This window comes from Amycolatopsis sp. NPDC043885 (assembly GCF_056435685.1).
Genome location: NZ_JBWKEA010000015.1, coordinates 64,699 through 84,276, shown reverse-complemented (window position 1 = coordinate 84,276; position 19,578 = coordinate 64,699). Strand labels below are relative to the sequence as shown.

At 69.7% G+C, this 19,578-nt stretch carries 13 protein-coding genes; all 13 read right to left on the bottom strand.

From position 1 onward, the window contains the following. Window positions 1–36: 36 nt before the first annotated feature. The 13 genes from AC069I_RS32590 to AC069I_RS32530 all read right to left on the bottom strand — a co-directional run bounded on the left by AC069I_RS32590 (window position 37) and on the right by AC069I_RS32530 (window position 19,529). Window positions 37–1,833 carry an ArnT family glycosyltransferase gene (locus AC069I_RS32590; protein ID WP_478229840.1) on the bottom strand — a complete coding sequence of 599 codons (1,797 nt, stop codon included), beginning with the start codon at window positions 1,831–1,833 and terminating at the stop codon, window positions 37–39. A 43-nt stretch (window positions 1,834–1,876) separates the two neighbouring features. Beyond that, window positions 1,877–2,698 carry a PIG-L deacetylase family protein gene (locus tag AC069I_RS32585; protein WP_478229839.1) on the bottom strand — a complete coding sequence of 274 codons (822 nt, stop codon included), beginning with the start codon at window positions 2,696–2,698 and terminating at the stop codon, window positions 1,877–1,879. Between the two features lie 109 nt (window positions 2,699–2,807). After that, the gene (locus AC069I_RS32580) at window positions 2,808–3,935 is read right to left on the bottom strand and encodes a glycosyltransferase (RefSeq protein ID WP_478267127.1); all 1,128 of its coding nucleotides are present in this window, start codon (window positions 3,933–3,935) and stop codon (window positions 2,808–2,810) included. A 20-nt stretch (window positions 3,936–3,955) separates the two neighbouring features. Then, on the bottom strand, window positions 3,956–4,768 hold the full coding sequence (locus tag AC069I_RS32575) for a class I SAM-dependent methyltransferase (RefSeq protein WP_478267126.1): 813 nt from the start codon (window positions 4,766–4,768) through the stop codon (window positions 3,956–3,958). A gap of 29 nt (window positions 4,769–4,797) precedes the next feature. Further along, window positions 4,798–6,018: a glycosyltransferase gene (locus tag AC069I_RS32570; RefSeq protein WP_478267125.1), complete on the bottom strand. Its 1,221-nt coding sequence runs from the start codon at window positions 6,016–6,018 to the stop codon at window positions 4,798–4,800. Window positions 6,019–6,033: 15 nt separating this feature from the next. Further along, on the bottom strand, window positions 6,034–7,251 hold the full coding sequence (locus AC069I_RS32565; RefSeq protein ID WP_478267124.1) for a glycosyltransferase: 1,218 nt from the start codon (window positions 7,249–7,251) through the stop codon (window positions 6,034–6,036). A gap of 21 nt (window positions 7,252–7,272) precedes the next feature. Further along, a complete protein-coding gene (locus AC069I_RS32560; protein WP_478267123.1) occupies window positions 7,273–8,430 on the bottom strand; it encodes a glycosyltransferase in 1,158 nt (385 codons plus the stop codon). A 14-nt stretch (window positions 8,431–8,444) separates the two neighbouring features. Next, complete coding sequence (locus tag AC069I_RS32555; RefSeq protein ID WP_478267122.1) at window positions 8,445–9,686, bottom strand: cytochrome P450; 1,242 nt, start codon at window positions 9,684–9,686, stop codon at window positions 8,445–8,447. Between the two features lie 413 nt (window positions 9,687–10,099). After that, on the bottom strand, window positions 10,100–11,296 hold the full coding sequence (locus AC069I_RS32550; protein ID WP_478267121.1) for a cytochrome P450: 1,197 nt from the start codon (window positions 11,294–11,296) through the stop codon (window positions 10,100–10,102). Then, window positions 11,286–12,443 (bottom strand): cytochrome P450, encoded by a 1,158-nt coding sequence (locus AC069I_RS32545; protein WP_478229831.1) that lies wholly within the window; start codon window positions 12,441–12,443, stop codon window positions 11,286–11,288. Before AC069I_RS32545 ends, AC069I_RS32550 begins: the two co-directional genes overlap by 11 nt. Window positions 12,444–12,466: 23 nt before the next feature. After that, window positions 12,467–13,642: a cytochrome P450 gene (locus AC069I_RS32540; protein ID WP_478229830.1), complete on the bottom strand. Its 1,176-nt coding sequence runs from the start codon at window positions 13,640–13,642 to the stop codon at window positions 12,467–12,469. A gap of 113 nt (window positions 13,643–13,755) precedes the next feature. After that, on the bottom strand, window positions 13,756–13,965 hold the full coding sequence (locus AC069I_RS32535; RefSeq protein ID WP_126733878.1) for an MbtH family protein: 210 nt from the start codon (window positions 13,963–13,965) through the stop codon (window positions 13,756–13,758). Between the two features lie 14 nt (window positions 13,966–13,979). After that, complete coding sequence (locus AC069I_RS32530) at window positions 13,980–19,529, bottom strand: amino acid adenylation domain-containing protein (protein WP_478267120.1); 5,550 nt, start codon at window positions 19,527–19,529, stop codon at window positions 13,980–13,982. Between the last annotated feature and the right edge of the window lie 49 nt (window positions 19,530–19,578).

Genomic DNA, 19,578 nt, shown 5'->3' with positions numbered 1-19,578 from the left:
GACTTCCGCAGACGTTGAGAACGACACCGGCCCGCCTCAGAAGGAGCCGGACGCCGGTCCGGCATTGGCGTCGAAAGAGCTGCCGGAGTAATCGGGATGGAGTACGGAGAAGGCATAGGTGGCGGGCGCGGCGATCATCGCCGCGACACCGAGGACGAGAGCGGCGGTGACCAAGGACTTCGACGCGTTCTCACGCATTCGGGCCACGATCAGCACGACGAGGGCGGCCACCCCGATCACGAGCGTGCCCCATTTCGCCCACGGCAGGAAGTTCGGGTAATGGGACCACAGCCAGGCGCCCCAAGCCAGCTCCGCCGCGATGGCGATCGGAAGGATCCAGCCCTGCCTGCCGCCGTTGTGGTACGCCCGCCAGAAGGTGACGATGCCGAGCGCGGAAAGCGCCGCGATCGCAGGGGCGAGAGAGGCCACGTACGCGGTGTGCGCGACGGCGCTCGCGCTGAACACGAAGAGGAAGGTCACCAGCCAGACGCCCCACATCACCAGCCCGCCGCGCACCGGATCGGTGCGCTCGGCGCGGCGCCACCACCAGAGCCCGCACAGCAGGGACAGCAGGGCGAGCGGGAACAACCAGGCGATCGCGACGCCGAGGTGACCGTCGAGCAGTTTGGTCGCCCCCATCGGGTCCGCCCGTGTCTCCATTTTGGACTCATCCGGCTGCGGACCGCCAGGGCCGACAGGCTGGCCGCCTTCGGCCTTCGGGCCGAAGTCCCCGTTCTGTTCGTCCTGGTGCTTGGTCCCGAAGTTCCCGTTCTCGTCCAGCCCCTGGCCACCGCCGGGGCCTTGCGGATCCCCGGGACCACCCTCCGGCCCGCCGGGGCCGTCACCCGGACCGCCCTGAGGACCGCCAGGGCCACCAGGGAAGTCGCCAGGTCCGCCACCGGGACCACCCGGGCCGAGCGACGGAAGGCCACCGCGGCCGTTGGGGTCCTCGGCGCCGGGCAGGTGGATGCCGACGCGGCCGAGACCGTTGTAGCCGAACACCATGGCGAACGCGCTGTTGTTCGTGGTGCCGCTGATATGCGGCCGCGAGCCGTCCGGGGTGAAGGTGTAGAGCGCGATCCACGACAGCGACACCGCCAGCGTCACCACACCGGCGAGCGCCAGGTGCTTCACCCGGCGGCGCAGCTCGACCGGGGCGCTCAGCAGGTAGCCGATCGCCAGCGCGGGCAGGATCATCCACGCCTGCACCATTTTCGCCTGGAAGCCGATACCGACCCAGACACCGGCCCAGACCAGCGACCGGAGCCGCGCCTCGAGAACGGCGCGCTGGTAGGCGTCGACGGCCAGCACCAGGCACAGGGTGAGCAGGCCGTCCTGCATGCTGTGCCCGAACATGGACGCGAGGACGGGGGTGAGGGTGAAGATGCCCGCGGCGAGCAGGCCGGGCACCACGCCCGCCCAGCGCCGCACGACCCGGTACAGCACCAGTACCGAGATCACGCCCTCGATCACCTGCGGCAGCGCCAGCGACCATTCGTGGTAGCCGAAGATCTTGGCCGAGATGGCCTGCGGCGCGAACGATCCGGCGAGTTTGTCGAGCGTGTACGTCGCCCCCGGGTCGACGGTGCCGTAGAAGAACGCCTTCCAGCTCTCGGACATGCTCTTGGCCGTGTCCGAGTACAGCGGCGCGAAGTCGACCCTCGGCAGGTTCCAGGCGTAGAGCACCAAGGCCACGAAGGCGATGCCCAGCAGCGCCGGCCGGGCCCACCGCGGCTGATCGGCGGGTGAGCGCCAGAACGCCCAGCGGCCGCGCACACCCTCGGGCGCGGGGTCCAATGACGGTGACGGCAGATGGGTGAGTGTTGCGGACACTCCGGTACCTCCGGGCGTGATACGGCGGCTGTCGCGGATTCGCTTAACCGTTGTTGTCGTCGAGGAGAACGGGCCAGGTGGTTTCGCCGAATCCGCCCCGCGGCGAGTTCTTCCGCGCGTGCTCGTCCAGCCTTGCGAACAGATTCTTGTTCCTGCCGTTGAGCATTGTCAGCTGGGAAGAATAGCACTCGACCGCTTCTTGTTTCCGTTTCCAAGTCTCCGTGGTGGCGGACTCGAATTCGGAAGTGCCGAGTCGGAAACCGGCGGGGAGTTCGATCGTTCCCGGTTTGAACATCGAATAGGGAAGGTCTTCCCACAACCGTATCGGAACGTTCTTCGCGCGCGCGGCGGACAAGGCAGCGTCACGGGTGGCCAGGTTGTCGGGATGGTCGACGACGGCCGCGCACGTGACGATCAAGGTCGGCTCGAACTCGGCGACGACCGCCTCGATGTCGTCCTTGATGTCGGCGACGAGGCCGTCGTCGCCCGGTGAATCCTGGGCGACCGCGAGCTTTTGCCCGCCCTCCACGTGATCGGTGAGCCACCGGCCGTCCGGCAGCCTCCGGTAGATGGAGTCGAGGAACCGGCCGTGCCGGTACGCCAGCCCCAAGTGGGCGAGCGCGGCGATGTCCTCGTTCCGGCGATGGAGCGGCGCGTCGTCCTCCGGGGAAAGACCCCAGACCGCGTGCATTCGCTCCGCCGCCGCGGAATAGGGAGGCGGAGCCGTTCCGGCGAAGACCGTGTTGACGAGTACCTCCGCGCCGTCCCGCGCCGCTTGGGCGAGGCTCGCGCCGAGGGAGAGGACCGCGTCGTCCAAATGGGGGGATATCGCCAGCAGCCGGGTCGCGCCGGGGCCTGGAAGCATGGTGCTGATTTTGGTTACCGCCTTGTCGCGCTTCAACTGGTGAGCCTGGACAGAGCCTGCGGCTCGTGAGTGGTAAGGACGGTTAGAACCGTCCTTACCACTCACGAGCTCAACACGTAACCGCGGCGCGCACGAGTTCTGCTGCCACCGTCGTCCCGTCGGTGCGGATCGCGCCTGCGATGGTTTTCGCGCGTGCCGAGGTTTCCGGGGCCAGCGCCGTGACGAGCGCGGTGGACAAGGATTCGACCGTCGGGTTCGGGCCGTCGTGCGCCACCCCGATGCCCAGTTCGGCCACCTTGGCGGCGAAATGCGGGTGGTCCGCGATCTGCGGGACCAGGATCTGCGGGACCCCCGCCAGCGCCGCCACATGCGTCGTACCGGTGCCTCCGTGATGGACGGCGGCGGCCACCCGGCCGAACAGCGCGCGCAGGTTCTCCTCGCCGACGGCCAGGCAGTCGGCGCCGTCGTCGGGCAGCGTCAAACCGGCCCAGCCGAGGGAAAGGACCACCCGGCGCCCCTGGGCGCGGATCGCCTCGACGGCCACCTTCGCGATGTCGACGGGGGCAGGCGAGCAGCCGAAACCGACGTACACGGGCGGCGTGCCGGCCTCGAGGAATGCTTCCAGCTCCACGGAAAGCGGACGATCGTCGGGCTCGATCCAAGCGCCGGTCTGGACACCGCCATCCGCCGGTGCCAGCAGCGGGTCCGCCGCCAGAAAGGGCTTGTCGGTGGCGCTGAAGTCGTACAGGTTCTTCACCGGCGGGAGACCGATCGCGGCGCGCAGGTCGTTGAGCGCGCCGCCGAACATCCCGTCGGCGCCGTTGTTGTACATGCCCCGGTGTTCTGACGACGGCACGAGCACCGGCGAGGGAACGACGTAGAAGTACGGGATGCCCAGTTTCTCGGCCACCGAACGGACACCGATCGCGCCGGACAGCAGGCCGGTCGCCACCACCGCGTCACAGCCTTCGGCGGCCGCCGGGATCTTGTCGAACTGCTCGGCGATCCCCGCGATCGCGGCCTCGGGCGATTCGGGCGGTCCACCCAGCGCGCCCGCTTCTTCGAGCACGGGCTTGCCGACGACGACGTGCGGCACGCCGACCTCGGCCAGCCGTCCGGTGTAGTCGGGAGGCGCGCACATCCGCACCTCGTCACCTTGCTCGCGCAACCGCAATGCCAGTGCCACCAGCGGTTCGACCTCGCCGCGGGTTCCGTACGACCAAAACAACACGCGCATTTCGTATCCCCTGGTGTACTTCAGCGCCGGACCGCGGCGATGCCGACCGTGGCGTAGTTGATGGTGAACGACCCACCGATTTCGTCGATGGCCGAACCGAGATACGCCAGGAACCGGGCGCGCGCGTCCTCCGCGAGGTGGTTGAGCCCGCCCTGCGTCGGGATCTGGTCCAGCCATTCGTCACGGGTGCAGACGCGCGACCACTCGAAGCGCAGTTCCTCCGGCACACTGAACGCGCCGGTCCGGAGGATGCCTTCGGCGGCCTTCACGTACTGCTTGGCGTAGACCTGCTGGACGTATTCTTCGACGTCTTCGTCCTTTTTGGACGGCGGCTCGAACTTCACGTCCGGCATGGCGTGCCGGTATGCCTCGCCCTGCGCCGTCATGACGGCTTCCGGGAGTTCGAAACCGTTGTCGAACAACGCGATCAGCCCGTGGGGGGCGAGCACCTCCGCCACCTTGGTCGCGCCCGCGAACGGGTCCACCCAGTGCCAGGCGGTCCCCGAGGTGACCGCGTCGAAGGTGCGGCCCGCCGGGTCCCAGTCCTCGAACTTGGCGACCTCGACGTCCAGCCCCCGCCTGCGGGCGACCTCCGCCATCCGCGCGTCCGGCTCGACGCCGAGCACCGTGCAGCCCGCCGCCTGGAACGGGCGGGACGAAAGGCCGGTACCGCAGCCGACGTCCACGAAGTTCTTGCCGGGGCTCATCGAGACGATCCGGTCGACCAGTGCTTCGGGGTAGGTGGGCCGGGCGCGGTCGTACCGTTCGGCGTCTGCGCCGAACCACTGCGCCATCTGCCGGTTCTCGTGCGGTTCTGCAGCCAGATCGGACATTTTCCTCACCCTGGTCGATTTCGGGATGGTCAAACGGAGACGCGGCCGACCGCGGCACGCAGCCGGTCGGCGGCCACGGTCGTCCCGTCGGTACGGATCGAGCCCGCGACGGCCGCGGCCCGCGCCCGGGTCTCCGGGGACAGCGCCGTCGCGAGCGCGGCGGACAGCGAATCGAAAGTGGGGGCCGGGCCGAACTCCTCGAACGCCACGCCGATGCCCAGCGCGGCCACCTGCTCGGCGAAGTACGGCTGGTCGGTGATCTGGGGCAGCACGACCTGCGGGATGCCCGCCCGCGCGGCCACGGTCGTCGTGCCCCCACCGGCGTGGTGGACGACGGCGGCGACGCGCCCGAACAGCGCCTGGAGGTTCGCCTCGCCGACGGCGAAGCAGTCGGCTCCGTCGTCGGGGAGGGCCATGTCCGCCCAGCCCCGCGAGAGGACCACCCGGTGCCCCTGCGCGCGGATCGCCTCCACAGCCAGCTTCACCGTGTCCGCGATTTCGGGCGTGCTGCCGAAACCGACGTACACCGGCGGCGGACCGGCGGCCAGGAACGCCTCCAGGTCGGCGGGAAGAGGGCGCTCGTCGGGCAGGATCCACGCGCCGGTCTGCACGGCACCGAGTTCGGGCCGGGGCGGGGCCAGCACCGGATCCGCCGCCATCCAGGGCTGCTCGGTGAAGCCGTACTCGACGAGGTTCTCCACCGGCGGCAGGCCGAGCGCCGCGCGACGGCCGTTGAGCGCGTCCGCGTATCGCCGGGAGAAGACCTCGTTGTAGAAGTCCCACAGCGCCCGGTTGTCGTCCATGGCCTCCTCGGGCGGCCGTCCGTCGCCCCGCGACAGGGGCGGCGGGTAGTACGGCGACGGCAGATAGATCGGGCAGTAGGCGGCGTAGAAGTACGGGATGCCAAGGCTTTCGGCCACCGACCGCACGCCGATGGCGGCGGACAGGACGCCGGTCGCCAGCACCACGTCACAGCCCTCGGCGGCCGCTGGGACCGCGTCGAACTGCTCGGCGAGCTCGTCGGCGGGGTGCCGCGGCTCCGGCCCCTCCCCTTCCGTCATCCCCTGCATCATGGCGCGCAACGACTGACCGACCGGGACGAACGGAACGGCGAACTCGGCCAGCCGTTCCCCGGTGTCCGGCGGCGCGCACACGCGCACCTCGGTGCCGAGTTCCCGCAACCGCACCGCCAGCGCGACCACCGGTTCGACGTCTCCACGGAGTCCGGTCGTCGACAACAACACACGCATTTCGTCTCCCAGGGTTCAGACGGAAACGCGGTCGACCGCGTCGAGGAGGAATTTCGCGGCCACGGCGGCCCCGTCGGTGCGGACCGTGCCCGCCACGGCAGTCGCCCGTTCCCGGGTTTCGGGGGCGAGTGCCGTCTCGAGCGCGGCCGACAGTGACCCGAAGGTCGGTGTCGGGCCTTCGTGCGCCACGCCGATCCCCAGTTCGGCCACCCGGACGGCGAAGTACGGCTGGTCCGCGATCTGCGGGACCACGACCTGTGGAACACCCGCCCGGGTGGCCGTGGTCGTCGTGCCCGCACCACCGTGATGGACCGCGGCGGCCACCCGGCCGAACAGCAGCTGCTGGTTGCCCTCCCCCGCCGCGAAGCAGTCGCTCCGGTCGTCGATCAGTGCGAGGTCCGCCCAGCCACGGGAAATGATCACCCGGCGACCGTGGGCCCGTACCGCCTCGATGGCGACCTTGGCAGCCTCTTCAGGGGCGCGCATGCTGCCGAAACCGACGTACACCGGCGGCGGGCCGGCGGCGAGGAACGCCTCCAGCTCCGGGGAAAGCGGCCGCTGGTCGGGCAGTGTCCAAGCGCCGGTCTGGACGACGTCGAGATCCGTCGGCTGGAGCGGGGCGAGGGACGCGTCGGCCGCCAACAGGGGGTGATCGGTGAAGCCGTAGCCGAAGACTTCCTCGACCGGCGGCAGACCGATCGCGGCCCGCTGGCTGTTCAGCGGCTCGCCGAAGCGTTTGAGCGCGCTCCGGCTGTTGCGCTCCCACAGCGCCCGGTTGTCGGCTCCTTCCGGCGCGGGAGGCTCGCCGAGCGGAGGTGGCGGCGCGTAATGCGGCGACGGGATGAAGCGCGGGCAGTAGAAGCCGTAGAAGTACGGGATGCCCAGTTTCTCCGCCACCGACCGGACGGCGACCGCGGTGGCCAGCATCCCGGTCGTCACCACGACGTCACAGCCCTCGGCGGCCGCCGGGACCTCGGCGAACTGGACGGCCATCGCCTCGGCCGAAAGCCGCGGCCCGTCCTCGGGAGACGGCGGCTTGGCCCCCTTGATCGCGGTCCTGGTCGACTGTCCGACCGGCACCAGCGGGACACCGACCTCGGCCAGCCGCTCGGAGGAGTCCGGTGGCGCGCACATCCGCACCTCGGCGCCCGCCTCCCGCAGCCGCACCGCCAAGGCCACCAGTGGTTCGACGTCCCCTCGGCTTCCGGACGTCGCCAGCAACACGCGCTTCACGTAATTCCCCGTTCTTTCAGCTCAGGCGGGAACCGACGGCTTTTCCCGGCTGACCGCGTCGTGCAGCAGGTCCACGGCGACCGTGGTCCCGTCGGCGCGGATCGTGTCGGCCACGGCGGTCGCCTTGGCCTTGGTCTCCGGGGCCAGCGCCGTGGTGAGCGCCGCGGACATGGCTTCGAAGGTCGGGGCCGGCCCTTCGAGGGCGACACCGATCCCCAGCTCGGCGACCTGGTCGGAGTAGTACTGCTGGCCGACGATCGACCGCACGATGATCTGCGGGGAGCCCGCACGGGTGGCGATGTGGGTGGTGCCCGTGCCGTCGTGGTGGATGGAGACGGCAACCCTCCGGAACAGCTCCTGGAGGTTCACCTCGTCGACGGCGAAGCAGTCGTCCTCGTCCCCGGGCAGATCCAAACCGGCCCAGCCACGGGAAAGGATCACCCGGTGCCCCTTCGCGCGGATGGCCTCGATGGCCACCTTCGCCGCGTCGGCGGTGCCGGACGAGCTGCCGAAACCGACGTACACCGGCGGCGGGCCGGCGGCGAGGAACGCTTCCAGGTCGGCGGGAAGAGGCCGCTCGTCGGGAAGGATCCACGCGCCGGTCTGCACGGCCTCGTGCCGCGGCTCCAGCGGCGCGAGGATCGGATCCGCTGCGAGCAAAGGCTTTTCGGTGGAGCAGTAGTCGAAGAGGTCCTTCACCGGCGGCAGGCCGATCTCGGCCCGCTTGGCGTTGAGCGCGTCACCGAACAGGCCGTCGGCGCCCTGGTTGTACATTTCCCGCTGCGGCGCATCGAGGTGGCTCGGCAGGTGGATCGGGCACAAAGCGACGTAGTAGTAAGGAATTCCGAGCTTCTCGGCCACCGACCGTACGGCGACGGCGCCGGACAACAGACCTGTCGCCACCACGACGTCGCAGCCTTCGGCGACGGCGGGCATCTGGTCGAACTGGTCGGCGATCCCGGCGGCGGCGAGCTCAGGGTCTCGGCCCTCGCCGTCGTTCATCCCGCGGTCCGGCCGGGCGACCGGCACCAGCGGCACGTCGATCTCGGCCAGCCGCTCCGCGCTGTCCGGTGGCGCGCACACCCGCACCTCGGCGCCGGACTCCTTCAACCGCGCGGCCAACGCCACCAGCGGTTCGACGTCCCCGCGTGACCCACACGCCCACAACAACACGCGCATTTCGCTTCCCCCTTCTACCAGGTGACCGGCAACTGATCCGGGCAGTCGATGAACGCGTTCCGGAGGGTGACTTCGTCGTTGGACACCGCCAGGCGCAGCCCGGGGAATCGCTGCCACAGGGACTGATAGGCCATGCGCAGCACAGACCTCGCGACCGCGGCGCCGATGCAGTAATGGATGCCGTGCCCGAATCCGACGTCCGAAACCGGAGGGCGCCGCGCGTCGAGGACGTTCGGGTTCGGCGTCAGCGCTTCGTCCCGGTTGGCCATCAGGATCGAGCAGAGGACGTAATCACCCGCCTTGATGAGCTGTCCGCCGACGACGACGTCCCTGAGCGCCATCCGCGGATTCGGCTGCTGCACGGGCGAGAGATAACGCAGCAGTTCGTTGACGACGCGATCCGCCTCTTCACGGCCTTCGAAGAGCATCTGCTTCTGGTCGGGGTGATCCAGGAGCGCGAGCACGCCGAACCCCAGCATTCCCGCGACGGTCTCGACGCCACCGAGAAGCAGCGCCGTGCACAGGCCCTTCAGCTCGTCGTCCGTGACCTTGTCCCCGTGCTCGCGCACGAGCATGCCGAGGAAACCGTCGTCGGGATCCTCGCGCTGGCGGGTGATGAGGCCGAGCAGGTACCGGTTGAACGCCGCGCTGTCGGCCGCCCTCGCCTTGAAGCCCCGGCTGAGGTCGACGTTCCGCCGGATCCGCCGGATGAACTCGGTGCGGTCGTCGCGCGGGATGCCGAGCAGTTCACAAAGGACACCGCCGCCCACCGGGTCGGCGAAAAGTCCTTGTACGTCAGCGGGTGGGCCTTCGGCCTCGACCTCGTCGAGACGTTCGTCGATGAGTTCCTGGATCGCGGGTTCCAGCCGCCGGATCCGCCGGACGGTGAACTCCGGGGTCAGCATCCGCCGCAACCGCGTGTGCTCGGGCGGGTCGTAGGTCGAGATCTGGCCGACGAACTGCGGCGCCATGGGCACGTCTTCGCCGTTGGTCGTCCGTTCCGCCTCCGCCTCGGTGAGCCGGGGCCGCGTCGTGAAGTTCTCGTGGTCGCCGAGGATCTTGCGTACGACGTCGTAGCCGAGCGCCTGCCAGACGTAGCCCTTGCCGAGCTGGGTGGACGCGTCCCCGAGGATCCGGACCAACGGGCCCTTCTCCCGCAACGTGAACATGTCCTCGTGCGGATCGCAGTGCGTCCTCATCATGTAGTTCGCCGTCGGCTCCACGGCCGGCGCGACCTCGTCGATTGCGTGCTCCATACCGAGTGGAAGCTCCTTCGGTGACCAGGAAGTGCGGTCCGGCCGTTCGCCGCGCCGCAATCTTCATCCGCGATCGGGCGGGACGTCCAGCGCGGCCATGGACGTCAGGGTGCGGGGTGGGTCCGGTGGGTCGTGAGTGGCGATTCGGGTTCTATTGAGGAGAAGGGCAAACGTGTCGGGTGCGGTGGGCGGTCCGCTCATGGCCGCCTTCGATCGTGTCGCGAAAGCCACGTCGACGGCGTAGCGAAGGGCCCCTTCCCTACCTTCAGAGTAGGCAAGGAGGCCTTCACCACCACCCGGGTCGATCACTTTGAACTGACGGTGCGAAAGTGGCTTTCGCAACACGCCACATTTGCCTTACCCCTCAATAACCCGAATCGCCACTCACGACCCGCTGTACCGACGCCTCACCCTCACCACTCGACCATCAGGCTCGTGAGCCCATACGCCGGCGTGGTCAGGCGGAACATGGTGTCCTTCGCGGGATCCGCGAGCCTCAGGTCCGGAAAACGCCGCCACAGCGACGTGAAGACCGTCCGCAGTTCGAGCCGCGCCAGCGAAGCGCCGAGACAGTGGTGGATCCCGTGCCCGAACGCCACGTGCGGCGCGGGCTCCCGCGTGAGATCGAGCCGGTCCGGATCCGGCACCAGCGCGGGATCACGGTTCGCCATGGGGAGCGAGCAGAGCACGGTCTCGCCCTCCTTGATCACCTCGTCCCCGATGACGACGTCCTCCATGGCCGTGCGGGGTGTCGGGGCGTACGGGACCGTGAGGTACCGGATCAGCTCGTCGACCGCCCGGTCCGCCGCCTGGCCGTCGCCCCGCACCGCGGCGAGCTGGTCGGGATGCCGCAGCAGAGCCAGCACGCCGAGGCCGATCATGCCGGAAATGTTGTCGTCACCGGCCAGCATCACCTGAACGCAGAAACCCCGCAGTTCCTCGTCGGTGGCCTCGTCGCCGTGTTCGGCGACGACGGCGCCGATCAGTCCTTCCCCGGGTTCCTCGCGGTTCCTGGCGATCATCGCCAGCAGGTAGCGGGAGAACGCCTCGCCGGCGGCCGCCCGTCTCCGCTGGCTCAGCGAGGCGTCGAGATGTCCGTGGCACAGTTTCAGGAACATGGCGCGGTCGTCACGGGGCACCCCGATCAGTTCGCACAGCACGGCTCCCGGCACCTCGTCGGCGACGAGCTCGATCACGTCGGCGGGGGAACCCTCGTCCTCCATGGCATCGAGCCGTTCCGTCACGATCTGCTCGATGTACGGCTCCATGCGCCGCATCTTCCGCAGCGTGAAGCCCGGGGTCAGCTTCTGCCGCATCCGGGTGTGCTCGGGCGGGTCGTAGTCCATCAGGTTGCCGACGAGCTCCTGCGGCCGGAAGATGCCCCGCCCGCCGACCTCGTCCTGCTCGTGCCACCGGCGCCGGGTGCTGAATCGCTTGTGGTCGCCCAGAACCTGGCGGACGACGGAGTGTCCCGCGGCCATCCAGATGGTTTCGGCGTCCGCCCCGGTGCCCACCGTGACCTTCGACAGCGGCCCGGCGGCGCGCAGTTCGTCCGCCGGATCGAGGTCCTGCCTGCGGATGTGCAGCGGACGCGTATCCTCACCACTCAACGGGGAGCTCCTCGATGTTGAACGGGGCGGGTTTGCCCGCCACGAACCGCAGTTCCTCCTCCGGGACCGCCAGCCGCAGCGCCGGGAACCGGCGCGCCAGGATCGGCAGCGCCACCCGCAGTTCGAGCCTCGCCAGCGGAGCCCCGACACAGTGGTGGATGCCGTGCCCGAAGGCGAGATGCCCCGGGCTGTTCTCCCGGGTGATGTCGAATTTGTCCCCGAGCGCGCGGTTGACCGCCAGCATCGAACAGGTCAGCACGTCACCGGCGTGGATGTCGTATCCGGCGATGGTGAGATCGACGAGCGCCGTCCGGGGTGAAGGGGCCTCGACGATCGTCGGGAAGCGAAGGACTTCCTCGGTCGCGCTGTCCACCAGCTCCGGACGCTCGCGCAGCAAGGACAGCTGGGCGGGATTCGTCGCGAACAGGAGCACCGCCATCGCCAGCTGGGCGGCCATCTGCTCGACGGCCACGATCAGAATCGCCTCGGCGAGCCCCGAAAGTTCCTCGTCGCTGACCTTGTCCCCGTGCTCGCGCACGATGAAACCGATCAGCTCGTCGCCGGGATCGCGGCGTTCGCGGGCGGCGAGCTTTTCGCAGTAGTTGACGACGCCGAGGCTCGACTGGGCCCGCTGCTTGGGGATCCGGCTCTCCCGGCTGTCCCGGATCATGCGCGACAGGTCGGCCTGATCGTCGCGCGGGACACCGAGGAACTCGCAGGCGATGAGCGCCGGGATGGGCCAGCCCGCGTACCGGACGAAGTCGATCGGCGACCCCATGCTCTCCAGATCGTCGAGGCCTTCCTCGATGATCTCTTCGACCCGCGGCCGCAACCGCTCGATCCGCCGGACGCTGAACGCCGGGGCCACCGTCCCGCGCAGACGGGTGTGGTCCGGTGGGTCGTAGGCCTGCAGGATCCCCGGCAGATGGGCGCGGTCCGCCTCGTCGTCGACCGGCCGCATCGAGCTGAACCGCGTGGCGTCGGCGAGGATCTCGCGCACTTCGTCGTACCCGGTGACCAACCATTGCCTGCGGCCGTTGAGCCCCGTCTCCGTGTCGTAGGAGTGCAGCGGGCCTTCCTGGTGCAACGCCCAGAGCTCCGGCGCCGGATCGAGCCGGATCCGCTGATGCGGCAAGGGAACTACCATGATTCTCCTCAGGCTTTCTGGCGTTACCAGTCGAGCGGCAGGGCTTCCACGTCGAACGGTGGCGGTCCGAATTTGAGCTTGCGGTCGGGCTCGGCGAGCCTCAGCTTGGGAAAACGCCGAGCCAGCGCCGGAATCGCCTCCCGGAACACCATCTCCGCCAGTGGCCTGCCGAGGCAGTGGTGGATCCCGTGCCCGAACGAGACATGCGGCGACTTCTCCCTGGTGATGTCGAATTCGTCCTCTCGCGCGGGGAACTTCGCCCGGTTCGCCCCGAGCAGGGAACACGTGACGGTGTCACCGGCCTTGACGAGACGGCCGCCGATCGTCACGTCCTCCTTCGCGATACGAGGGTGGAGCTTCTCGTCGGTGGTGAGATACCGGTTCAGCTCTTCCAGCCAGTCCGGGATCGTGTCCGGCTGGTCCCGCAGGATGTCGAACTGCTCCGGGAAATCGACCATCAGCAACGCGCCCGCCGCGAGGAAACGGGCCACCTGGTCGCCGCCGGCGCCCATGATGAACGCGGCCACTCCGGCCAGTTCCGCGTCGGTGATCTCGTCGCCGTGTTCGCGCACCACCACACCGAACAGGTCGTCACCGGGATCGCGGCGCACGCGGGCGACGGCCTTGTTCATGTACTGCATGTACTTGTTGCCCGCCGCGTTGCGCCGTTTGTCGGTCCGCTCGGTGCGGCTGGCGTGCAGGGTGCGGGACAGATCCGCCTGGTCGTCCCGCGGGATGCCGAGGAAGTCGCAGGTCGCCGTCGTGGCGATCGCCCAGCCGAAGTGCGGGACGAAATCCACCGGACCGCCCATGTCCTCGATGGTGTCCAAGGCGTCTTCGACGATCTGCGCGACCTCGGGCCGGAACCCCTGCATCCGCCGGATGGCGAACGGCGGGGTGACCAGGCGGCGCAGGCGCGTGTGGTCCGGCGGGTCGTAGTGCGTGAGGAAGCCTGGCCAGGCGATACCTGCCGCGGTCCCGCCGTAGATCAGGCGCGCGCTGAACTTGTCCGAGCTGAGGACCTGACGGACCTCGTCGTATCCGGTGGCGAGCCACGCCGTCCGCCGTTCTCCGTCTTCCTCGGTGCCCAGGGCGGAGATGGGGCCTTCGGCCATCAGGGCGAGGAGTTCCGCTCCCGGATCGAATCGGTTCCTCCGGTGGATTTCCAGGCCCTTGACGACGTTGAGCTCCTCGAACACGGCAGTTCCTTTCGTCTTTCGTCCGGCGGGTCGTGAGTGGCGATTCGGGTTAGAACCCGAATCGCCACTCACGACTCGTCCAACCGCTCGCCTTGAGCGGCTGGACACCTCACTCAGCCGTTGACTTCCGCGATCAGGCTCTTCGGCCGCAGGTCGGTCCAGTTCTCCTCGACGTAGGCGAGGCATTCCTGGCGCGAGGCCTCCCCGTGGACGCGGGTCCAGCCGGCGGGCACCTCGGCGAACGTCGGCCAGAGCGAGTGCTGGCCCTCGTCGTTCACCAGCACGAAAAAGGAACCGTCTTCGTTGTCAAAGGGGTTGCTCATGATTGCTTTTCCTTTCACGCGCCCGGCCGCGGCCGGAGCTTCTCGGCGACGATGGACCCAATCTGGACCAACGCCGCGGGTTGCACCATGTCGTAATGGTTGGTCGGGATCTCGTGGTGTTCGATCGTGCCGCTGGTGAAGTCCTTCCAGCCGGCGACGGCCTCCGACACGGGCAGGTGGGCAGGCCGGTCCTCCGAGGCGACGAACAGCAGGATGTCGCCGGTGAACGGCGAGGCCGTGTGCTGCGGCCCGACCTTCCAGAGGTTCTTCATGACCGCTTCCAGCCGCTCCCGGGCACCGGGGCCCTGGACCATGCCTCCGGCGAGCTCCAGATCCTGCTGTTTCCGTTTCTGGAGGCCGTCTTCGTCGCGCGCCGCCTCTTCGGTCACCGTGCCGGTCGCGTTCCGTCCCATGTAGACGGGATAGGCGTCGAGCAGCGCGAGCAGGCCGAGTTCTTCCCCGTCCGCTTCGAGCATCGCGGCCATCGCCTGCGCGATCCGGCCGCCGAGCGACCAGCCGAGCAGGTGGTACGGCCCGGTCGGCTGCACGGCACGGATGTGCTCGAGGTAGTCGGCCGCCATCTCTTCGACGCTCTCGGGCAGGCGTTCGGTCCGCGCGAGGCCGCGTGCCTGCACGCCGTAGACCGGCTGGTTCGCGGGCAGATGCCGCAGCAGCGGCCCGTAGTTCCAGCTCAGCCCACCGCTCGCGTGCACGCAGAACAGCGGCGGCCGGTCTCCGCCTGCCTGCAGCGGCAACAGGATCTCGTAGTCACCCGTCTTCACCGAGGTGCTCGTGCGCCGCCGCTCCCCCACCACGATCAGGGTCTTGGCCGGGGTCTTGCGGGCGAGCAGGCCGGTGTTCAGCATCCGGTGCCCCGGCTCGCCGAACGGGCAGGGCTCACCGGACTTGCCCTCGTCCACCGCCGGTCCGGTGACGTAGAGGTCGCCGACGACGCCAGGGGCGACAGGTCGCTTCTGGCCGTCGAGCACCAGCGCGCCGAGCGGACCCAGCTCCGCGACCACCGAAGGCACTTCGCCCGCCCACCGTGCCGGCGCGATCGCCGGACGGCCGCGTTCGGTCTCGTCGAGGAACAGGTCCAGCTCGCTGATCCGCCGCTGGGGATCCTCCGCGACCTGCTCCAGGACGTGGACCAGCCGCCGTGCCACCGATTCCGCCGTCGCCTCGTCGAAAAGGTCGGCGGCGTAACGGAGAGTGCCTTCGAGACCGTCCTCGTCGAGCCGCTCGGTGAGCTTGAACGCGAGATCCAGTTCCGTGGCCTCGGTTCCTCCGGGTTCGACGCTGGTGCGCAGGGCGGGCAGTTCCGCCGCGTCCCACGCGCCGATGTCCTCCTCGTCCACCTCCAGCCCCACCTGGAACACCGGGTGGCGGGACAGCGAGGCGGGCAGGTCCAGCAGGTCGACGATCCGCTCGAACGGCACGTCCAACTGCTGGCGCGCACCCCGGACCGCCTCCTGCACCCGCGTGACGACCTCGAGGAAGGTCGGGTCACCGGAGAGATCCGTGCGCAGGGCGAGCGGCCGGGCGAACGGCCCGATCATCGGTTCGAGGTCGATGAGGTCCTCGTCCCGAGCCAGCTTCGTCCCGATCACCAGGTCTTCGCCCGCGCCGAATTTGCTCAGCAGCATGGCGAGCGCGGCGTGCACGACGTGGATCGTGTCGGCGCCGAGCCGTTCCACCGCTTCGGTCAGGCGGTCGTACGGCTCGGCGCCCAGCCGCAGCGCGACCGTGCCCGCCCGCCGCGACGGGACGGCCGGACGCGGCCGGTCGAACGGGAGCACCGTCTCCCCTTCGATCCCGGTCAGGGTGTCCCGCCAGAAGACGATCTGCTCGTTGATCAGGCTGCCCTGTTCGTCCTCGTCCGCGAGCAGCCGCTGCTCCCAGATCGCGTAGTCGGCGAACTGCAGCGCCAGTGGCGCGCGCTCCGGGACGCGGCCCGAACGCCGTGCGCCGTACGCGGCCGCCAGGTCGCGGAAGAACACGTCGAGCGAGTCGTCGTCGGCGAGGATCCGGTGAAGCCGCAGGTGCAGCACGTGTTCCTTCTCCGCGAGCGCGAAAAGGTCGCAGCGCCAAGGCACTTCACTGGTGAGGTCGAAGACCGACGCGCGCAGTCCGGCGAGCAGGCCGGGAAGCTCTTCCTCGGTGGCGGGCACCGGGGTCAGCTCGATGGCCGCGGGCTCGTGGACGAGCTGCCGGACGTTCTGCGCGTCTCCCGGGAAGGTCGTGCGCAGCACCTCGTGCCGGGTGGCGATGTCGCCGAGTGCCGCCGCCAGCGCGGCCACGTCCAGCCTGCCGCGCAGGCGCAGCGCGACCGAGATGTGCAGACCGGCGGTCTCCTCGCCGGGGCTGGCCAGCAGCCAGGCCCGGAGCTGCCGCGCGGTGAGCGGAACCCGCTCGGGCCGCTTGGCCGGCTCCAGCGCGGGACGGGACTTCGCGGCGAGCGCCCTGGCGACACCGGCGGGCGTCGGCGAGGAGAACAGCTGCCGGATGGGCAGGTCCACGCCGATCACCTCGCGGATCCGGGCGATGAGCCGCATCGCCAGCGCCGAACTGCCGCCGAGGTCGTGGAAGGCGTCGTCGACACCCACGTGGTCGACGCCGAGGATCTCGGAGAACAGCTCGCAGAGCACCTTCTCGGATTCGCTCTCCGGCGCCTTCTCCGAAGCACGGCCCGCGAGATCCGGGGCGGGCAAAGCCCGTCGGTCCACCTTGCCGTTGGGAGTGACGGGCAGACCGGGCAGGGCGACGACCGCCATCGGGACCATGTACGCGGGCAGGACCAGGCCCATCTGGCGCCGGATCTCCTCCGGACCGGCGTCGCCGCCGTCGGAGACGAAGTACCCCACCAGCCGCTTCTCCCCCGGCTGGTCCTCGCGCGCCATGACGACAGCCTCGACCACACCCGGCTGGGCTGCCAGCACGGACTCGACCTCGCCCAGTTCGACGCGGTAGCCGCGGATCTTCACCTGGTCGTCGGCGCGTTCGAGGAACACGACCTCGCCGTCGCGGGTCCAGCGGGCCAGGTCGCCGGTGCGGTACATGCGTTCGCCCGGGAGGAATGGGCAGGCCACGAAACGCTCGGACGTGAGTCCCGGGCTGTCGAGATATCCGCGTGCCAGTCCCGTTCCCGCGATGTACAGCTCGCCCGCCACACCCGGTGCGACGGGCCGCAGGAAGGCGTCGAGGATGTAGATCCTGCGGTTAGTCATGGGGTGCCCGATCGGCAGTTCCCGGTCGACGACGTCGCCGGATTCGATCGGGAGCCACGTCGCGCACAGCGTGGTCTCGGTCGGCCCGTAGGTGTTGCGCACCCGAAGGTTCGGCTGGGCCCGCCGCAGGTTCTCCACGGACTGCGCGGGAACGATGTCGCCGCCGGTGCCGATTTCGACCAGGCCGTCGAAGCATTCCGGCGACGTCTCCGCGAGCGCGCGGAAGGTGCCGGCGGTGAGGTGGACGTAGTTCGCGCCGCGGGCGACGGCCTGCCGCACCCCGGCCGCGTCCAGCACACCCGGCTCGGTGAGCAGGACACGGGCGCCCGTCGAAAGCGGCACCCACATCGCGTACAGCGACGGGTCGAAGACGTGCGTCGCGTGCATGAGGACGCCGTCGCCGGGGCCGATCTGCCAGCCCTGGTCACCGGCCAGACCCGCGACGCCACCGTGCGGGATCCCCACGCCCTTGGGCAGGCCGGTGGAGCCGGAGGTGTACATGACGTACGCCAGGTCGTCCGCGCTCGGCCGGAATTCCGTTGCTGTGGCGGCGAAAGCGTCGATGGCGGCACGCGTTTCCGGTGCGTCGAGGACGATCGTGCCCTTCGGCACGACGCCACTGGTGGCCTGCGTGCACAGGACGACCGACACCGCGGAGTCGTCGAGGATGAACGCGATCCGCTCGGCCGGGTACTCGACGTCCACCGGGACGTACGCGGCACCCGCCTTCCAGATCGCCAGGAACGCGATGAGCAGATCCGGCGACCGCTCCATCGCCACGCCGACGCGGTCACCGCGGCGGACGCCACGGGCGGCGAGGTACGCGGCCAGCCGGTTCGACGCATGGTCGACCTCGGCGTAGGTGAGGTTCGCGCCCGCGGCGTCGGTGATCGCCACTGCGTCGGGCGCCTCGGCCACCCGCCGCGCGAACAGCTCGACGACTGAGTCGCCCGGCACCGGTCCCTCGGTCGCGTTGAATTCCTCCACCACCAAGGCACGTTCGGCCTCGCTCAGCAGCGTCAACCGGCCGACGAGGACGTCGGGCTCGGCGACCAGCCGCTCCAGCACCCTGGCCAGCGCACCGACGACCGACCTGGCGGCCTTTTCGTCGAACAGGCCGCGGTCGTAGTCGAGGATGAGCGGCATCTGCTCACCCGGACCGGTGACCAGGGTGAACGGATAGTGCGACGAGTTGCGCCCGCGTTTGACCGGACGCAGCGTCAAGCCGTCGTGGGCCTGCCCGAGTCCCTTGCGGGGGAAGTTCTCGTAGATGACGAGCGTGTCGAACACCGCGCCGGGTCCGACGACGGCCTGCACGTCCTGGAGGCCGAGGTGCTGGTGGGCCATGAGGGCGGACTGGTCGCGCTGCAGTTCGGCGAACAGGTCGACGGCCCGCTTCCCGCCGTCGAGCCGCACGCGCACCGGCAGGGTGTTGAGCAGCTGGCCGACCATCGATTCGACCCCCGCCAGTTCGGCGGGTCGGCCCGAAGCGGTCGCACCGAACACCACGTCGGTACGCCCGGCGAGCTGCGACAGCACGACCGCCCACGCACCCTGCACGACGGTGTTCAGCGTGAGGTCGTGGCCGCGCGCGAGATTCGCCAGCCCGTCGGTGAGTTCCGTGGACAGCTCGACGATCGCGGTGTCGATCTCCGGCACCCGGCCGGGATCGGCGGGCGCGACCGCGGTGGGCGTATCGACCCCGGCGAACTCCTCGCGCCAGGCAGCACGGGCGATTTCCTTGTCCTGCTTGCCGAGCCAGGCGAGATAGTCCCGATAGGACACTGTGGGCGGCAGCCCGGACGCGTCCCCGCCCGCGGCGTAGATCGCGGCGAGTTCGCGGTGGATGATCGGCATCGACCAGCCGTCGGTCAGCACGTGGTGCAGCGTGTGCACGAGCCGGTGGCGGTCCGGCCCGAGCCGGATCAGGTGCAGCTTCATCAGCGGCGCGACCTCGATGCGGAGCCGCTCGGCCAGCTCGTCCGCGGCCAGCCGGTCGACCTCGCTGTCGATGATCTCCTCCGGCAGCCCGGTGAGATCCGTTTCGCGCCAAGGGATCTGCGCGTCCCGGGTGATGACCTGCACCATCTGCGCGCCGCTGACGTAACGGAAACAGGCCCGCAGCGCGGCGTGCCGGTCGACCAGCGCCTGCCACGACGCCCTGAGCAGGGCGGCGTCGAGCGGGCCGTCGATACCGTAGACGGTCTGCACGGTGTAGGTGTCGGGCCCCTCGTCGTCGAGGGCGGTGTGGTAGAGCATTCCCTCCTGCAGCGGGGAAAGAGGCCAGACGTCCTCCACGCTGGAACGCGGCTTCGCGCGAGTGTCGTCAACGGTCACGATCTGCTCCTTGGTGAGATGGGCGAATCAACTCGCGTTTGCGATGGGG

What these genes read in the sequence shown, in the direction of transcription:
- AC069I_RS32535 (WP_126733878.1), bottom strand. Translation starts at nt 13,965, where the DNA reads ATGAGCAACCCCTTTGACAACGAAGACGGTTCCTTTTTCGTGCTGGTG.
- AC069I_RS32570 (WP_478267125.1), bottom strand. Translation starts at nt 6,018, where the DNA reads ATGCGTGTGTTGTTGTCGACGACCGGACTCCGTGGAGACGTCGAACCG.
- AC069I_RS32575 (WP_478267126.1), bottom strand. Translation starts at nt 4,768, where the DNA reads ATGTCCGATCTGGCTGCAGAACCGCACGAGAACCGGCAGATGGCGCAG.
- AC069I_RS32560 (WP_478267123.1), bottom strand. Translation starts at nt 8,430, where the DNA reads ATGCGCGTGTTGTTGTGGGCGTGTGGGTCACGCGGGGACGTCGAACCG.
- AC069I_RS32555 (WP_478267122.1), bottom strand. Translation starts at nt 9,686, where the DNA reads ATGGAGCACGCAATCGACGAGGTCGCGCCGGCCGTGGAGCCGACGGCG.
- AC069I_RS32585 (WP_478229839.1), bottom strand. Translation starts at nt 2,698, where the DNA reads ATGCTTCCAGGCCCCGGCGCGACCCGGCTGCTGGCGATATCCCCCCAT.
- AC069I_RS32545 (WP_478229831.1), bottom strand. Translation starts at nt 12,443, where the DNA reads ATGGTAGTTCCCTTGCCGCATCAGCGGATCCGGCTCGATCCGGCGCCG.
- AC069I_RS32580 (WP_478267127.1), bottom strand. Translation starts at nt 3,935, where the DNA reads ATGCGCGTGTTGTTTTGGTCGTACGGAACCCGCGGCGAGGTCGAACCG.